The sequence below is a fragment of the Salipiger sp. PrR002 genome, from assembly GCF_010500775.1.
GTDB lineage: Bacteria > Pseudomonadota > Alphaproteobacteria > Rhodobacterales > Rhodobacteraceae > Salipiger.
This window is the reverse complement of record NZ_JAAGOU010000006.1, coordinates 227,376-243,844: the sequence shown is the minus strand read 5'-3', so window position 1 is coordinate 243,844 and position 16,469 is coordinate 227,376. Positions and strand designations below refer to the sequence as shown.

Here is a 16,469-nt window from a genome sequence, read left to right as displayed (position 1 = left end):
GCGCGGCGCTGGCCCCGGCAGGGCCGCCGCCGACCACAAGCGCCCGGGCGCGGCCCGGCAGGGTGAACGGGGCGAGCGCGGCCCCGCAGAGCAATGCGGCGCCAAAGCCGCGGCGCGTGAGGCGCGTCATGATCCGTCTCCTTTTTGCTTCTTTTCAAGCAGTTCCGCCTCGGGGTGAATGGGGCGGTAAATCTCTACCCGGTCGCCGTCCTTCACCGGCTTGTCGAGTTTCGCCACCGTCCCGAAGATGCCGACCTTCATCTCGGAAAGGTCGATCTCGGGAAATTCTCCCAGCAGGCCCGAGCGCTCGATCACGTCGCGCACCGTGGCGCCCTCGTCGATCTCGAAGCGTTTCCACACCTGCGCGGTGGGTTTGGCATAGGCGCATCCGACGTTCATTCGCTCTCTCCCATTTCGCCCATGTCAGGCTCGGGCTGCAGCACGCCGACGGCGGTGAACACCCGCGCCGGGTCGGCGCTGCCGCGCCCTGCGGCGCTTTGCGTGCTGCGCCGGTCGAGCAGCGCCTTCAGCGCCAGCAAGCCCCCCAGCACCAGAAAGCCGCCCGGCGGCAGGATCATCAGCAGAAACCCCTGATAGCCGGGGATCACCGTGGTCTCGAGAAAGCCAAAGCTCGGCCCGAGCAGCACCGACGCCCCGGCAAAGAGCGTGCCCGCGCCGAGGATTTCGCGCAGCGCCCCCAGCAGCACCAGCGAGGCGGTGAAGCCCAGCCCCATCATCAGCCCATCCCAGCCCGCAGCCAGCGGGTGTTGGCGCGAGGCGAAGGCCTCGGCGCGGCCAAGGATGGCGCAATTGGTGACGATCAGCGGGATGAAGAGGCCAAGCTGCCGGTGCAACTCATGGGCAAAGGCGTTGAGCCCCATGTCCACCGCCGTCACGAGGCAGGCGATGATCAGCACGAAGGCGGGGATGCGGATGTCGGGGGTGATCACATGGCGCAGCAGCGAGACCGCCAGACCTGAGGCGATCAGCACCGCCGTGGTCGCCAGCCCCATGCCCAGCCCGTTGGTCGCGGTGCCGGTCACCGCCAGCAGCGGGCAGAGCGCAAGAAGCTGGCCAAAGACCACGTTATTGTCCCACAGCCCGTCGCGGGCGATGCGCGCGTAATCGGTCATGGTTCGGCTCCTTCTTCTGCGGTGAGGATCGCCGCACGCTGGCGCTCGTACAGCGCGAGGCCGCGGGCGACGGTGGCCACCACCGCCCGCGGGGTGATCGAGGCGCCCGAGAACTGGTCGAAGATCCCGCCGTCGCGGGCGATGTGCCAGCCCTCGGGTGCGGTATTGGTTAAGCTGCGTCCGGTAAAATCTTGAACCCATTCGCTTTTGGCGGCCTCGATCTTGTCGCCCAGGCCCGGAGTTTCCGCATGCGACAGCACCCGGACGCCGCTTAGCGTGCCATCCGGCGTGATCCCCATCAGCACCCGGATCGCGCCGCCATAGCCGTAGCCGGTCAGCTCGAAAGCGGCGCCGGTGACCTCTCCTTCAAGGGTGGCGCGATGCACGTTCAGCGGCCCCTCGGCGGGGTCCTCCAGCGCCAGCGGGTGCTGCGCCGGGTCGTTGTCATGCGCCATGGTCAGCACCTGCGAGAGCGAGGCGCGCATGTCCTCGGCCTCGCGCGCCGCAATCGGGCCCATGGTCAGCTGGTCGGTGAGCGCCAGCGTCATCGCGCTGCCAAGGCCGAAGAGCCCCAGCGCAAGCCCGGCGGCGAGCGGCGTGTCGCGCAGCGCCCGCAGGCGCGGGGGTTTGGGCTGCAGGGTGTCGCTCATGCCTTCTCTCCCAGCTTGTCGGTCAGCGGCAGCGGCTTGCCCGAGCGGGTGCGGCCAAAGACACGCGGGCGCACATAGGTGTCGATCAGCGGCGTCACCGCGTTCATCAGCAGCACCGCGAAGGCCACGCCCTCGGGGAAGGCACCCCATGTGCGGATGACGAAGATCAGCGCGCCGACGCCGATGCCATAGATCGCCTTGCCCGCGCCGGTGACCGGCGAGGTGACGTAATCGGTGGCGATGAAGAAGGCGCAGAGCATCAGCCCGCCCGAGGTCAGATGCAGCAGCGGCGGGATGAAATGCTCGGGGTCGAGCGCATGGCCGATGGCGGCAAGGATGAAGACAGATCCCAGCACGGTGAGCGGGATCACCAGCGTGATGATCCGAAGGAGCACCAGCGCGATGCCGCCGCCAAGCAGCAGATAGGCCGAGGTCTCGCCAAGGCTGCCCGAGATCATCCCCTGCGCATGGGTCTTCAGGTCCGGCAGCCCGGTGAGGATCTCGGCCATGGGCACTCCGGCGTCGAGGCTGCTTTGCACGTGGTTGAGAGTGGAGGCGCTGCTCATCGCGTCGAAGCCGGTGCCGCCGCCAAAGGTGATCGCCACAGCCTGAGCCAGATCGGGACCGGCACCGCCAAGCGGGGCGACCCATGTGGTCATCTGCACCGGCAGGGCGATCAGCAGCATGGCGCGGGCGACCATCGCGGGGTTGAAGAGGTTCTGCCCGAGCCCGCCAAAGGCGTGTTTGGCCAGCAGGATCGCGATGCCCGCCCCGGTGACGCCCAGCCACCATGGCGCCCAGGGCGGTAGCGACAGCGCCAGCAGCCAGCCGGTCAACACCGCCGAGCCATCCGACAGCCCGCGCAGCAGCGGTTTTCCTGCGAGCGACAGGGCCAGCGCCTCGAACAGCGGCGCCGAGAGCAGCGTCACCGCAAAGAGCAGCGCGGCGGGCCAGCCGAATTGCGCCATGCCAAAGAGCGTCGCGGGGGTCAGGCAGACCATCACCGCCACCATGGTGCGCGGCACGTTGAACATCGAATGGGTGTGCGGCCCGGCGATGATGCGAGGAAGGCTCATTTGGTGACCTCCGTATCCGAGGCGGCGGCTGCGGCCTCCTTGGCGCGCTTCTTCTCGGCGTCGCGCTTTTTCTTCTCGGCCATCTCGGCCTTGCGCTTGGCCATGGCGGCGCGTTTGGCCTCGGCCACGGCCTCTTCGCGGGCGGTGCGCTCGGCGGCGAGGCGCTTGGTGGCCTCTTGCTGGTGCTTGCGGCTCTGGCTCTCGGCCAGCGCGCCCTTGGCGTAGTTGAAGGCCTGCACCAGCGGGATCGACGAGGGGCAGATATACGAGCAGGAGCCGCAGGAGACGCAATCCATCAGCCCGACGTCCGCCGCGCCATCAAGGTCCTCAGCCTGAATGCGGGCGTTCATCTCGAAGGGCATCAGCCCGCAGGGGCAGACCTGCACGCAGGACCCGCAGCGGATGCAGGGGTGCGGTTCGGTGGCGCGCGTCTCGGCGCGGGTGAGGGCAAGCACGCCATTGGTGCCCTTGACGATGGGCACGCGCAGGTTCTGCACCGGCTGGCCCATCATCGGCCCGCCCAGAAGCAGCCGGTCCGGCTCGCCCTGCAGGCCGCCGCAATGTTCCAGAAGATCGGCCACCGGCGTGCCGATCAGCACCCGAAGGTTGGCAGGCTGGCCGACGCCACGCCCCGAAACGGTGACCACGCGCGAGATCAGCGGCTCGCCGTAGCGCACGGCGGCATGCACCGCCTGCGCGGTGGCGGCATTGTGCACCACCACGCCCAGTTCGGCGGTAAGCGCGCGGGCCGGGGTCTCCATCCCGGTGACGGTCTGCACGAGGTGCTTTTCCGAGCCCATGGGATATTGCGTCGGCACTACTTTGATCTCGAGCCGGATGCCCATGGGCAGGTTGTGGCGCTGCAGCGCGTCGGCGGCCTCGGGCTTGTTGGACTCGATGGCGACGATGAGCCGCGAGACCCCCAGCGCCCGCGCCATGATCGCCGCGCCATCGGCCACTTCCTCGGCCTGTTCGCGGATCAGCCGGTCGTCGCAGGTGAGGTAGGGCTCGCATTCGGCGGCGTTGATGATCAGCGTGTGCAGCTGGTATTTCGCGCGCAGGTTCAGCTTCACCGCTGCGGGGAAGGTGGCGCCGCCCATGCCGACGATCCCGGCCTCCGCGACGCGCGCGGCAAGATCCTCGGGGCTTGCGGTCTCGGGGCGCAGGCGCGGCAGGCGCGGACCCCATTCGTCGGCGCCATCGGGGCGCAGGGTGATCGTCGGCACCGGCAGGCCCGAGGGATGCGGCGCGGTGAAATGGCCCACCGCGATGATCTCGCCCGAGGTGGGGGCATGGACATTGGCCGACACCGGCCCGCGCGCACGGCCGATCAACTGGCCCTTGAGCACATGGTCGCCGCGCCGCACCAGCGGCTCGGCCTCGGCCCCGATGTGCTGTTGCAGCGGGATGCGCAGAAGCTTGGGCATGGGCAGTGGCTCGATCGCGCAATGGGCGGCAAGGAACTTGCGGCCCTCGGGGTGCACCCCGCCGCGGATGCCGAAAAGCTGGGCCGGTTTGCGCAGGGCAGAGAGCGACAGGAAGCTCATGCCAGCCTCCGGACGGTCTGGGCCGTCTGTGTGGTCTGCGGTTTCTCCCAGTACCAGCTGCGCAGGGTGCGGGGCTTCTTGCGCAGAAGGATCGCTTGGGTCGGGCAGACCTCGACGCATTCGTTGCAGCCGATGCAGGCGTCGGGGATCACCGTGTGGATCTGCTTGGCCGCGCCGAGGATGGCGTCGGTCGGGCAGCGCTTGAAGCACTTGGTGCAGCCGGTGCAATGGTCCTCGAAGATGAAGGCGATACGCGGGGTCGTGTCGGCCATGTCGCCTGGCGCGGGCGGGGCTATGCCGGTGATCTCGGCCAGCTGCAGCACCACGTCGCGCCCGCCCGGCGGGCAAAGGGTGAGCGGCGCGCCGCCTTCTGCGATGGCCTCCGCCGCGCCCGAGCAGCCGGGAAAGCCGCATTGGCCGCAGTTGGTGCCGGGCAGGGCGGCGGTGATCTCTTCGACGATGGGCGGGGCGTTCACCTGCAGGCGGCGGGCGGCGACGCCCAGAACAAGGCCCAGTGTCACGCCAAGGGCAGACATGGTGGCGGCGGCGGCAAGCATGGTCGTATCCTCCGAACGTGGCGGATCAATTGGGCACGAGACCGGCAAAGCCCATGAACGCCATGGACAGCAGGCCCGCGGAAATGAAGGAAATGGGCACCCCGGCAAAGGCCGCGGGCACCGAAAGCTGGGCGAGTTTCTCGCGCAGCCCGGCAAAGATCACGAGCACCAGCGTGAACCCCAGCGCCGAGCCGAAGCCGTAGAGCAGGCTCTGCGCGAAATTGTGCTCTTCTTGAATGTTCAGCAGCGCGACGCCGAGCACCGCGCAGTTTGTGGTGATCAGCGGCAGATAGATGCCAAGCGCGCGGTAGAGCACCGGGGACATCTTGCGCATCACCGCCTCGGTGAATTGCACGATGGCGGCGATCACCAGAATGAAGGCGAGGATGCGCAGGTATTGCAGGCCCAGAGGCAGCAGCAGCGCGGTTTCGATCACCCATGAGGCGGCGGCGGCGAGGGTCAGCACGAAGGTCGTGGCAAGCCCCATGCCGATGGCCGCGTCGGTCTTGCGCGAGACGCCCATGAAGGGACAGAGCCCGAGGAACTTCACCAGCACGACATTGTTCACCAGCGCGGTGCCCAGCAGGATCAGGAAAATCTCGCTCATCTTGGTCTCCTCTGCCGCGTCTCTGCCTCTGCGGGGCGGCGGTGGAGAGGGTGAAGCAAGGCCCGTGCCAAGCGGATTTCGCGCGTGGTTTCTGTGTGGTTTCTGTGGGGTGGCTGGGCGAAGGCTGGCAATCGTGGTGCCCGCGCGCCGCCGCTGTCGCAATGGCTACAAAATGTCGGACAGGGGGCCGATGGGTACCCTTGGCGCGGGAACTGGCGCTGCCGGTGCAGGCGCTCACAGACTTGGCACGGCATTTGCTTGGCTCTGAGGCACACGCCGTGACACGCGCGCCGCCAGAGGGAGACCCGCGCCATGACCAAAGGAAGTCTGACGTTCACCGATGTCGATCTGACGGTAACCGTGCCTGCGGGCACGCGGATCATCGAGATCTCGGAAAAAGTCGGGGCGGGGATCGTCTTCGGCTGCCGCGAGGGCGACTGCGGCACCTGCATCACCCATGTGCTTGAGGGCTCTGAGCATCTGTCGGACCCCTCCGCGCTGGAGCTTCGGGTTCTGCGCGAGAACTTGGCCGGGCAGTCCGACCGGCTGGCCTGCCAGTGTCAGGTGCTGGGCGGCGCGGTGAAGGTGAAGCCGGGCTGACGGTCGGCGGTTGCGCAAGATGTCAGGATTTGGAGGGCCGAAGATGGATACCACCGAAAGCACTACCCCCAGCGATACGCCGGGTTTCCTGCGCGAGACCCTGCGGGTGATCGGCGCCCGCGACGGTCAGATCGAGTTGGAACTGCGACGCACCGCCGGATGCGCCGCCTGCGCGGTGCGCGAGACCTGCGGTCCGCGCGCGCTGACCGAGATGGCCGCCGCGCGCAAGACCCATCGCTTCGAGCGGCTCGTGCTGCCGCACGCCGGGCCGGCACAGCCCGGTGACAGCGCGGTGGTGGTCATGCCGTCTGCGGTCTTTCTCGGGGCGGCGGGGCTGATGTACCTTCTGCCGGTGCTGATGCTGGTCCTCTGCGTCAGCCTGTGCAGTGCGCTGGGGATTTCGGACGCGCTGGCCGCGGCGCTCTGCATCCCCGCGCTTGCCGCCTCCTTCCTGCCGTTTCGCGCCAGCGAGCGGCGCGGACGGCTGGCAGAGGAGATCAGGATCGAGCGGATCATCCCGGCCGGATCGCGCGCATGAGCACCCGCGCCCTGCGACTGTGGGCGCTGGCGGTGCTGCTTGTGGCGGCGCTTGGCTTTGGGCTGCGGACGGGGCGCGGCGGCGAATATCGCGAGACGGTCTATGTCTTCGGCACGCTTGTCGAGATCGTCATTCAGGGCGAGCGGCCCGCGCGCGCACGGGCGGCGGCGGGGGACGTGGCGCAGCTGCTTCAGGGGCTGCACGGCGCTTGGCACGCATGGCGACCGGGCGCGCTGACCGATCTCAACGCCGCGCTTGCCAGCGGAGAGCCTGCCTCGGTGCCGCCAAATCTGGCCTCGGCGCTGTCGCGGGCGCGCGATCTCTCCTGTGCCAGCGGCGGGCGGTTCGAGCCCGCGATTGGCGCATTGATCAGCCTCTGGGGCTTTCATCAGGACACGCCGCCAGAAGGTGCGCCACCGGACCCAGCGCGGATCGCCGCGCTGCGGGCGGCACAGCCGAAGATGACCGACCTCATTCTAGACGGTACACGCGTCCGCTCGACCAACCGGGCCGTGCAGCTTGACCTCGGCGGCTTTGCCAAGGGCGCGGCGCTAGAGCAGGCGGTGGCCGTGCTGCACGCGCGCGGGATCGAGAATGCGGTGCTCAACGCGGGCGGCGACGTGACGGTGAGCGGCGGCAACGGCGCGCGGCCTTGGCGCGTGGCGATCCGCGATCCCTTTGTCTGGGGGGCGGTCGCCTCAGTCGCGTTGAAGCCCGGAGAAAGCCTATACACATCGGGAAATTACGAGAGATACTTCGAGTACTCCGGCACCCGTTTTGCGCATATCATCGACCCGAAGACAGGCTGGCCGGTCCAGCAGATCGTCTCGGTCACGGTGCTGGACAGCGACCCGAGCCGCGCCGATGCGGCGGCCACTGCGCTGTCGGTCGCCGGGGCGCAGGACTGGCCGCAGGTCGCCTCGGACATGGGCGTGGATGCGGTGCTGCTGATCGACGAGGCCGGACGGATGTTTGCGAGCCCTCGGATGCGCGCGCGCCTGTCGCCGGTCGGCGATGGCTTTCCGGCTGAGATCACCGAAGTGCCGCTGCCGCCCGCGATCGCCCGTCACTGCGCACCGGCTGGCATGAGCTTTGCTGAAATCCGAAAGAGCGGCCCTTCGCGGGTGGCCTTCCTTCCACACAGCAAGTGAGCACAGCCATGGCCAATATCACCTTCCAATCCCCGATCATGCAGCGCGACAAAACTGTCTACGCTGTCGCCGGCAACACCGCGACGATCCTCGCGCTCGCCAAAGAGCATGAGATCCCGATCCCCTTTGATTGCGGCGATGGCGACTGCGGGTCGTGCCTGATCGAAGTGACCTCGCTCGAGGACAAGCCCGCGATGGGCATGGCCCTGACCGAAAAGGAAAAGGCGCGGCTCAAGGAGCTTTCGAAGCTGACCCCGGCAGAGATCGAGAACGCCGAGGTCAACGACATGCCGCCGCGCTACCGGCTGGCGTGCCAGTTCATCGCGCGCAACGAGGATGTGCTGGTGCGCTTCAGCGGCGCGCCGGGCGGCTCGGACTGAGCCACGCACGACCCAAACACCCAATCACAGGAGCGACAGATGAAAACCAACATGAAGCTGCCGAATGTCACCTTTCGCACGCGGGTGCGCGACGAGAGTGTGGGCGGGCCGAACCCGTTTCGCTGGCAGGACATGACCACCGCCGATTACTTCAAGGGCAAGCGGGTGATCCTCTTCTCGCTGCCGGGGGCGTTCACGCCCACCTGCTCGACCTACCAACTGCCCGGTTTCGAAGAGAATTTCACGCGGTTCCGCGACCTTGGCATCGACGAGATTTATTGCCTGTCGGTCAACGACAGCTTTGTGATGAACCAATGGGCGCGCGCGCAGGGAATCGCGCATGTGAAGGTCATTCCCGACGGCTCGGGCGAGTTCACCCGGCGCATGGGAATGCTGGTCGGCAAGGACAACCTCGGCTTTGGCCAGCGCTCTTGGCGCTATGCGGCGATCGTCAATGACGGCGTGGTCGAGGCGTGGTTCGAAGAGCCCGGCCTGATGGACAACTGCCCCGATGATCCCTACGGCGAAAGCTCGCCGGACACTCTGCTTGCCTATCTCGAGACCGCAGCGGTCGCAGCGGAGTAGGGCGCGCGCCGCCCCCCTTTGGAACCGCCTTTAACACCCCGCCCATGCTGGCGGGGTGTTCGCGTCTCAGCATGGCGGGGGCCACTTGGCACGCGGCTTGCTGAATGAGTGGCAGGCGCAGTGCCGCCCCGCGCGGCGGATGGGTGCTGCGCGCATCCGACATCCAGACAGAGGAATGCAGCCCATGGCCAAGATTGGCATCTTTTTCGGAACCGACACCGGCAACACCCGCAAGATCGCGAAGCAGATCAAGCGCCAGTTCGACGATGATCTGATGGCGAAGCCGCTCAACGTCAACCGCACCGAGGTCGATGACTTCATGAGTTACGACTTCCTGATCCTCGGCACGCCGACGCTGGGCGACGGGCTGCTGCCCGGGCTCAGTGCCGATGCCGAGAGCGAAAGCTGGGAGGAGTTCCTGCCCAAGCTCGAGGACCAGAGCTTTGAGGGCAAGACCATCGCGATCTACGGGCTTGGCGATCAGGTGACCTATCCCCTGGAGTTCATCAACGCCGTCTTCTTCTTGCATGAGTTCTTTGAAGAGCGCGGTGCCAAGATGGTCGGTTACTGGCCGACCGAAGGCTACGGCTTCGAGGAGTCCATGGCGGTCGACGGCGACCATTTCCTTGGTCTGGCGCTCGATCTCGACAATGAATCCATGCTGACCGAAGAGCGGCTCGCGGGCTGGCTGGCGAGCATTGCCGAGACCTTCGGCCTGCCGCTCTCTGCGGCCAGCGACGCGGCCTGATCCGGCCATACCCTCCAAAACCCGTTATGGCGCGGCTCCGATGGTTCGGGGCCGCGTCCTTTTTTGGGGCAGTGCGAATATGGGGTGCGACTGTCGGTCTTTGTCGGCTTTTGTCGGCTTTGCTCCAAGCTCCAAAAATCCTCGTAAGCCACTGATTTTAAATCATATGAGTGATTTCTGCGGCTTGGCACGCTCCCTGCTTCTTACTCATCGAGCGCGGTCGCGCACCGTCTCGACCATGACACCGAACGAAGCAACCAAAGGAACCGATTATGAGCGAACTTCGTCAGATCGCCTTCTACGGCAAGGGTGGGATCGGCAAGTCCACCACCTCGCAGAACACCCTCGCAGCGCTGGTCGAAATGGGTCAGAAGATCCTGATCGTCGGCTGCGACCCCAAGGCGGACTCCACCCGCCTTATCCTCAACTCCAAGGCGCAGGACACCGTGCTGCACCTTGCCGCCGAGATGGGATCGGTAGAGGACCTCGAGCTCGAAGACGTGCTCAAGGTCGGCTATCAGGACATCAAATGCGTCGAGTCCGGCGGCCCCGAGCCGGGGGTCGGCTGTGCCGGTCGCGGCGTGATCACCTCGATCAACTTCCTCGAGGAAAACGGCGCCTATGACGATGTCGATTACGTCTCTTACGACGTTCTTGGCGACGTGGTCTGCGGCGGCTTCGCCATGCCGATCCGCGAGAACAAGGCGCAGGAAATCTACATCGTCATGTCTGGCGAGATGATGGCGCTTTATGCCGCCAACAACATCTCGAAGGGCATTTTGAAATATGCCAACTCCGGCGGCGTGCGCCTTGGCGGCCTGATCTGCAACGAGCGGCAGACCGACAAGGAACTGGAACTGGCCGAAGCGATGGCCGCCAAGCTGGGATCGAAGCTCATCCACTTCGTGCCGCGCGACAACATCGTGCAGCACGCGGAACTGCGGCGCCAGACGGTGCTGCAATATGCGCCCGAGTCCAAGCAGGCCGACGAGTACCGCCAACTGGCCAAGAAGATCCACGAGAACTCGGGCAAGGGCGTGATCCCGACCCCGGTCACCATGGACGAGCTGGAAGAGATGCTGATGGAGTTCGGCATCATGCAGTCCGAGGAAGAGCGTCTCGCAGCCATCGCCGCCTCCGAAGCGCAGGCCGGCTGAGACGGCCCGACCCCAGAGCCCCCAGAGCCACCGGAGGCCGCGCCCTGCGGCCTCCATCCCCCCGGAAATCAGTGAGAGGAGCCAAAAGGATGGCCAAGGATCACGCAAACGGGCCGGAAGATTATGAGGCGATGATCGAGGAAGTCCTCGAAGCCTATCCGGCCAAGGCGAAGAAACGCCGCGCCAAGCACCTGACGGTGTCGAAGCCTTCGGAAGAAGAGCCAGATGCCACCACCGGGATCGCGTCGAAATGCGACACCCAGAAATCCAACGTCAAGTCCGTGCCGGGCGTGATGACCATCCGGGGCTGCGCCTATGCGGGCTCCAAAGGGGTGGTCTGGGGACCGGTGAAAGACATGGTGCATATCTCGCACGGCCCCGTGGGCTGCGGGCAGTACTCGTGGTCGCAGCGCCGCAACTACTACATCGGCAAGACCGGCGTGGACAGCTTCGTGACGATGCAGTTCACCACCGATTTCCAGGAAAAGGACATCGTCTTTGGCGGCGACAAGAAGCTGGCCAAGACCATCGACGAGATCAACGAGCTGTTCCCGCTGTCGAACGGCACCACGATCCAGTCGGAATGCCCGATCGGCCTCATCGGCGACGACATCGAAGCGGTCGCCCGCCAGAAGAAGAAGGAAACCGGCAAGACCATGGTGCCGGTCCGCTGCGAAGGCTTCCGCGGCGTGTCGCAGTCGCTGGGTCACCACATCGCCAATGACGCGGTGCGTGACTGGGTGTTCGAACAGGAAGAAAGCGACGCGGTGAAGGCCTATGAGCCCGGCCCCTACGATGTGAACGTCATTGGCGATTACAACATCGGCGGCGACGCTTGGGCCTCGCGCATCCTGCTCGAAGAGATGGGCCTCAACGTGGTCGGCAACTGGTCCGGCGACGCGACGCTGGCCGAGATCGAGCGCGCCCCCAAGGCCCGGCTCAACCTCATCCACTGCTACCGGTCGATGAACTACATCTGCCGCTACATGGAGGAAAAGCACGGCATCGGCTGGATGGAGTACAACTTCTTCGGCCCGACCCAGATCGCCGCGAGCCTGCGCGCCATCGCCAAGAACTTCGACGAGACCATTCAGGAAAACGCCGAGAAGGTCATCGCCAAGTATCAGCCTCTGGTCGACGAGGTGATCGCCAAATACAAGCCGCGCCTCGAAGGCAAATCGGTGATGCTCTACGTTGGCGGGCTTCGTCCGCGCCACGTGGTGACGGCTTATGACGATCTGGGCATGGTCATCGCCGGCACCGGCTATGAGTTCGCCCATGGCGACGACTACAAGCGCACCGGCCACTACGTGAAGGAAGGCACGCTGATCTATGATGACGTCACCGGCTACGAGCTGGAGAAGTTCATCGAGCGCGTGCGCCCCGATCTCGTCGGCTCGGGCATCAAGGAGAAATACCCGGTGCAGAAGATGGGCATCCCGTTCCGCCAGATGCACAGCTGGGACTACTCCGGCCCGTACCACGGCTATGACGGCTTTGCGATCTTCGCCCGCGACATGGACATGGCGGTGAACTCGCCGGTCTGGAACCTCTATGACGCGCCTTGGGAAGCCGGTCAGGCCATCGCCGCCGAGTAACCCTTCGCGTTTTCCCAGCGCCGGGGGGCCATTGCTCCCGGTCTCCCGGCGCCCCTCCCACATGATCCCCTCAACAGGCGCGTCTCGGAATGCGGACGGCCAACAGAAGGAATACATCCATGCCCCAGTCCGGCGACAAGGTGCTCGACCACGCACCGCTCTTCCAGCAGCCCGAATACAAGGAGATGCTGGCCAACAAGAAGATGAAGTTCGAATGCGGCCATCCCGACGAGCTGGTCACCGAGATCGGTGACTGGACCAAGTCGTGGGAGTACCGCGAGAAGAACCTTGCCCGCGAGGCGCTGACGGTGAACCCCGCCAAGGCCTGCCAGCCGCTCGGCGCGGTGTTTGCCGCCGCAGGCTATGAGCAGACGCTGTCCTTCGTGCACGGCAGCCAAGGCTGCGTGGCCTATTACCGCTCGCATCTGTCGCGCCACTTCAAGGAGCCGAGCTCTTGCGTGTCGTCCTCGATGACCGAGGATGCGGCGGTCTTCGGCGGTCTGACCAATATGGTCGACGGTCTGGCCAACGCCAAGGCGCTCTATGATCCCAAGATGATCGCGGTCAGCACCACCTGCATGGCCGAAGTGATCGGCGACGACCTCAACTCCTTCATCATCCAGTCGAAGGAAAAGGGATCGGTCCCCGAGGACTTCGACGTGCCCTTCGCGCATACCCCGGCCTTCGTCGGCAGCCACGTCGATGGCTATGACAACATGCAAAAGGGCATCATCAGCCACTTCTGGGAAGGCGAGGAACGCACCGAGACCGACAAGATCAACATCATCCCCGGCTTCCACGGGTTCGCCGTGGCCAACAACCGCGAGATCACGAAGATGCTGGATGCCATGGGCGTCGAGTTCAGCTTCCTGTCGGATGTCTCGGACGTCTACGACACGCCCTCGGACGGCGAGTTCCGTATGTACGATGGCGGCACCAAGCTCGACGAGGCCAAGGCGGCGCTGAACGCCAAGGCGACGATCTCGATGCAGGAATACTGCAGCCCCAAGACGCTGGAATATATCGCGGGCAAAGGGCAGGAGACCGCCGCGCTGCACTATCCGATGGGCGTGCAGGGCACCGATGAGTTCCTGATGAAAGTGCAGGAACTGACCGGCAAGGAGATCCCCGAGGAACTGCGCCTCGAGCGTGGCCGTCTGGTGGATGCCATCGCCGACAGTCAGGCGTGGCTGCACGGCAAGACCTTCGCGATCTACGGCGATCCCGATTTCGTCTACGGCATGACCCGCTTCGTCATGGAACTGGGCGGCGAGCCGGTGCACTGCCTTGCCACCAACGGCAACAAGAAGTGGGCCGCCAAGATGGAAGCGCTTTTGGCCTCTTCGCCCTTCGGCAAGCAGGGTCAGGTCTGGGCGGGCAAGGATCTGTGGCACATGCGCTCGTTCCTCAACACCGAGCCCTGCGACATGCTGATCGGCAACAGCTACGGCAAGTATCTCGAGCGCGACACCGGCACGCCGCTGATCCGTCTGGCCTTCCCGATCTTCGACCGCCACCACCACCACCGCTTCCCGACCATGGGGTATCAAGGCGCGCTGACGGTGCTGGTCAAGCTGCTGGATACGGTGTTCGACAAGCTCGACGACGACACCATCGTTCCGGGCGAGACCGACTACAGCTACGACCTGACCCGCTGATCGGGGCAGGGCGAACAGGGCACCGGCCGCGGGAGACCGCGGCCGGTGTTTTTCTGGCGTTGCGCCGACACGCCCGGGATCAAGGCGAAGCCGCCGGGCGAGCGCCTGCCCGTCCCGGCGGGCTGGCGCTTTGATGCCGCTGAGCATCGCTTGAGGTCACTCGGACTTGGCGGGAATAAAGCGCTGACCACAATCGCTTCAGCGCCACCCCACGGGCAGGCGCGCGCCCGGCTTGCGTTGCACTGGCTTTGGGCTCGCTACGGCCGCACGTAGGCGTAGCCGTCCTCCTGCAACTCGATCAGCCGCACCACGCCCGAGGGCACCACGCTGGCCTCTTCCAGCAGCACGACCTTCTCGCCGGTCTTCTTCTCCATTCCGGCGATCGTATTGGCGCAGGCCGAGAAGGTGATCGGCAGTTCCAGCGACATGGTCTCGATCCGGTCCTTCACCGGGCTCTTGCCCTCGACCAGCATGTGCAGGCCGGGCCCGTAGGCGACCATCTCGATGACCACCTCGTCACCCACTTCGGCGTAATAGGCCGCGAGGTTCTGGGCGTTGTTGAGCGCCATATTGAGCACATGCGGCTCGTTCTGATCGACGTGGATCGCCACGTGATGGGTTTTTCCTGCTGCCATGGCCATTGCAGGCGCAGCCGCCAGAATGGCGGCGAGCGCGGTTCTCCTGATCATGTTGGTCTCCTCCCTAAGACACCAAAATCATACATTCGAATGCATTGTTTTGATAGCGCCTTCTGCACGGCCTCAGGACAGTGCCCAGCGTTTCGGATGCCCCATTGTCGGGAAAGCTACAGGCGCTTCAGGCCCCGGTAAGGCCCCGCGCGCCCTTGAAAACCGCGGCCAATGGCGGATGGCACGGCGCTTGCTTGGATACCTCGAACCCGCGCGAGGAGACCCCAAGATGGCCGATGCCCTGAAAGACAAGATCGCCGATGTCTTTGACGAGCCCGCCTGCGGCACCAACGTCTCGAAGTCCGAGCAGCAGCGCAAGAAGGGCTGCGCCAAGCCGCTGACCCCCGGCGCGGCGGCGGGGGGCTGCGCCTTCGACGGCGCCAAGATCGTGCTGCAGCCCATCGTCGACGTGGCGCATCTGGTGCATGCACCACTGGCCTGCGAGGGCAACGGCTGGGACAACCGGGGCGCGGCCTCTTCGGGGTCCGAGCGCTACCGCACCGGCTTCACCACCGACATGAGCGAGCTCGACATCGTCATGGGGCACGGCGAGCGCAAGCTCTTTCGTGCCATCCGCGAGGTGATCGAGGCCGAGGCGCCGCCGGCGGTCTTTGTCTATGCCACCTGCGTGCCGGCGCTGATCGGGGATGACATCGACGCCGTCTGCCGCGCCGCCACCGAGAAATTCGGCACGCCCTGCATTCCGGTCAACGCGCCCGGCTTCGTCGGCTCCAAGAACCTCGGCAACAAGCTGGCGGGCGAGGCGATGCTCGATCACGTGATCGGTACGCTGGAGCCCGAGACGCTCACCCCCTACGACATCAATATCGTCGGCGATTACAACCTGTCGGGCGAGCTGTGGCAGGTCAAACCGCTGCTCGACAAGCTGGGGATCCGCATCCTCGGCTCGCTGGCGGCGGATGCGCGCTACAAGCAGGTCGCCTATATGCACCGCGCCAAGGTGACGATGATGGTCTGCTCCAAGGCGCTGATCAATGTCGCCCGCAAGCTCGAGCAACGCCATGGCGTGCCGTGGTTCGAGGGCTCGTTCTACGGCATCTCCGACACCTCCGCCTCGCTGCGCGAGATGTGCCGCATCCTTGTGGAGCAGGGCGCCGATGCCCAACTTCTGGACCGCTGCGAGGCGCTGATCGCCGAGGAAGAGGCGGCGATCTGGGCGCGGCTCGAAGGCTTCCGCGCGCGGGTCGAAGGGCGGCGGGTGCTGCTCTACACCGGCGGGCACAAGTCGTGGTCGGTGGTGGCGGCGCTGCAGGAATTGGGGATGGAGGTGATCGGCACCTCGGTCCGCAAGGCCACCGAAGAGGACAAGACCCGCGTCACCGAGATCATGGGCGACGACAAACACATGTTCGACAATATGGCGCCTAAGGACATGTACCGGCTGCTCAAGGACGCGGGTGCCGATGTGCTGATGTCCGGCGGGCGCAGCCAGTTCGTCGCGCTGAAGGCGCGCATGCCTTGGGTCGATGTGAATCAGGAAAAGCACGAGCCCTATGCGGGCTACATGGGGATGGTCGATCTGCTGCGCGCTATCGACCGGGCGGTGAACAACCCGATGTGGGAAGAGCTGCGCGCGCCCGCGCCATGGGAGACGCCACTGACCGAGACCCGCACCCTGCCGCCGCTGAGCGGAGAGTGCCCGGTCACCGGGATCGCCGGGACGGGCAGGGCGGTCTCGCTGGTGCCGCCGCTGCCGCCCTCGGGCGCTGCCCTCGCCGCGCCGGTGGAGGTCGCAGGCTTCACCTCCTCCGCCACCGATTTCGAGGATTGCTGA

18 protein-coding genes are annotated in these 16,469 nt (G+C 65.8%); 10 read left to right on the top strand and 8 right to left on the bottom strand.

What is annotated here, in order from left to right; all coding sequences use genetic code 11:
- Positions 1-126: 126 nt before the first annotated feature.
- The 7 genes from G0A00_RS08955 to rsxA are packed head-to-tail and all read right to left on the bottom strand — an operon-like array spanning position 127 to position 5,570.
- Positions 127-399 carry an RnfH family protein gene (locus tag G0A00_RS08955; protein ID WP_164179851.1) on the bottom strand — a complete coding sequence of 91 codons (273 nt, stop codon included), beginning with the start codon at positions 397-399 and terminating at the stop codon, positions 127-129.
- Positions 396-1,133: an electron transport complex subunit E gene (locus G0A00_RS08950; protein WP_164179849.1), complete on the bottom strand. Its 738-nt coding sequence runs from the start codon at positions 1,131-1,133 to the stop codon at positions 396-398. Before G0A00_RS08950 ends, G0A00_RS08955 begins: the two co-directional genes overlap by 4 nt.
- On the bottom strand, positions 1,130-1,783 hold the full coding sequence (locus G0A00_RS08945) for an RnfABCDGE type electron transport complex subunit G (protein WP_164179847.1): 654 nt from the start codon (positions 1,781-1,783) through the stop codon (positions 1,130-1,132). Before G0A00_RS08945 ends, G0A00_RS08950 begins: the two co-directional genes overlap by 4 nt.
- Positions 1,780-2,859, bottom strand: a complete 1,080-nt coding sequence (locus tag G0A00_RS08940; RefSeq protein ID WP_164179844.1) for an RnfABCDGE type electron transport complex subunit D — start codon at positions 2,857-2,859, stop codon at positions 1,780-1,782. The genes G0A00_RS08945 and G0A00_RS08940 overlap by 4 nt, the downstream gene beginning before the upstream one ends.
- Positions 2,856-4,406, bottom strand: a complete 1,551-nt coding sequence (gene rsxC / locus G0A00_RS08935) for an electron transport complex subunit RsxC (RefSeq protein WP_164179842.1) — start codon at positions 4,404-4,406, stop codon at positions 2,856-2,858. Before rsxC ends, G0A00_RS08940 begins: the two co-directional genes overlap by 4 nt.
- On the bottom strand, positions 4,403-4,963 hold the full coding sequence (locus G0A00_RS08930) for an RnfABCDGE type electron transport complex subunit B (protein WP_164179840.1): 561 nt from the start codon (positions 4,961-4,963) through the stop codon (positions 4,403-4,405). Before G0A00_RS08930 ends, rsxC begins: the two co-directional genes overlap by 4 nt.
- A 25-nt stretch (positions 4,964-4,988) precedes the next feature.
- Entirely contained in the window at positions 4,989-5,570 is a 582-nt protein-coding gene (gene rsxA, locus G0A00_RS08925) for an electron transport complex subunit RsxA (RefSeq protein WP_066099545.1), read from the bottom strand.
- Between the two features lie 312 nt (positions 5,571-5,882).
- Between rsxA and G0A00_RS08920 the strand changes: the two genes are divergently transcribed.
- The 9 genes from G0A00_RS08920 to nifK all read left to right on the top strand — a co-directional run bounded on the left by G0A00_RS08920 (position 5,883) and on the right by nifK (position 13,985).
- Positions 5,883-6,170, top strand: a complete 288-nt coding sequence (locus G0A00_RS08920) for a 2Fe-2S iron-sulfur cluster binding domain-containing protein (protein WP_066099547.1) — start codon at positions 5,883-5,885, stop codon at positions 6,168-6,170.
- Positions 6,171-6,213: 43 nt separating this feature from the next.
- A complete protein-coding gene (locus G0A00_RS08915; RefSeq protein WP_164179838.1) occupies positions 6,214-6,708 on the top strand; it encodes a SoxR reducing system RseC family protein in 495 nt (164 codons plus the stop codon).
- Complete coding sequence (locus G0A00_RS08910; protein WP_164179836.1) at positions 6,705-7,859, top strand: FAD:protein FMN transferase; 1,155 nt, start codon at positions 6,705-6,707, stop codon at positions 7,857-7,859. The genes G0A00_RS08915 and G0A00_RS08910 overlap by 4 nt, the downstream gene beginning before the upstream one ends.
- A gap of 8 nt (positions 7,860-7,867) precedes the next feature.
- Positions 7,868-8,239, top strand: coding sequence for a 2Fe-2S iron-sulfur cluster binding domain-containing protein (locus G0A00_RS08905; RefSeq protein ID WP_164179834.1), 372 nt, complete (start codon positions 7,868-7,870; stop codon positions 8,237-8,239).
- A 39-nt stretch (positions 8,240-8,278) separates the two neighbouring features.
- Positions 8,279-8,824: a peroxiredoxin gene (locus tag G0A00_RS08900; protein ID WP_164179832.1), complete on the top strand. Its 546-nt coding sequence runs from the start codon at positions 8,279-8,281 to the stop codon at positions 8,822-8,824.
- A 184-nt stretch (positions 8,825-9,008) separates the two neighbouring features.
- Positions 9,009-9,572 carry a flavodoxin gene (locus G0A00_RS08895; protein ID WP_164179830.1) on the top strand — a complete coding sequence of 188 codons (564 nt, stop codon included), beginning with the start codon at positions 9,009-9,011 and terminating at the stop codon, positions 9,570-9,572.
- A gap of 272 nt (positions 9,573-9,844) precedes the next feature.
- On the top strand, positions 9,845-10,729 hold the full coding sequence (gene nifH, locus G0A00_RS08890) for a nitrogenase iron protein (RefSeq protein ID WP_164179828.1): 885 nt from the start codon (positions 9,845-9,847) through the stop codon (positions 10,727-10,729).
- A gap of 89 nt (positions 10,730-10,818) precedes the next feature.
- Complete coding sequence (gene nifD / locus G0A00_RS08885) at positions 10,819-12,327, top strand: nitrogenase molybdenum-iron protein alpha chain (RefSeq protein WP_066099560.1); 1,509 nt, start codon at positions 10,819-10,821, stop codon at positions 12,325-12,327.
- Between the two features lie 119 nt (positions 12,328-12,446).
- The gene (gene nifK / locus G0A00_RS08880) at positions 12,447-13,985 is read left to right on the top strand and encodes a nitrogenase molybdenum-iron protein subunit beta (protein ID WP_164179826.1); all 1,539 of its coding nucleotides are present in this window, start codon (positions 12,447-12,449) and stop codon (positions 13,983-13,985) included.
- A 257-nt stretch (positions 13,986-14,242) separates the two neighbouring features.
- On the opposite strand, the gene G0A00_RS08875 is transcribed toward nifK, so the two are convergent.
- On the bottom strand, positions 14,243-14,674 hold the full coding sequence (locus G0A00_RS08875; protein WP_066099565.1) for a DsrE family protein: 432 nt from the start codon (positions 14,672-14,674) through the stop codon (positions 14,243-14,245).
- A 229-nt stretch (positions 14,675-14,903) separates the two neighbouring features.
- Between G0A00_RS08875 and nifE the strand changes: the two genes are divergently transcribed.
- Positions 14,904-16,469 (top strand): nitrogenase iron-molybdenum cofactor biosynthesis protein NifE, encoded by a 1,566-nt coding sequence (gene nifE, locus G0A00_RS08870; RefSeq protein WP_164179824.1) that lies wholly within the window; start codon positions 14,904-14,906, stop codon positions 16,467-16,469.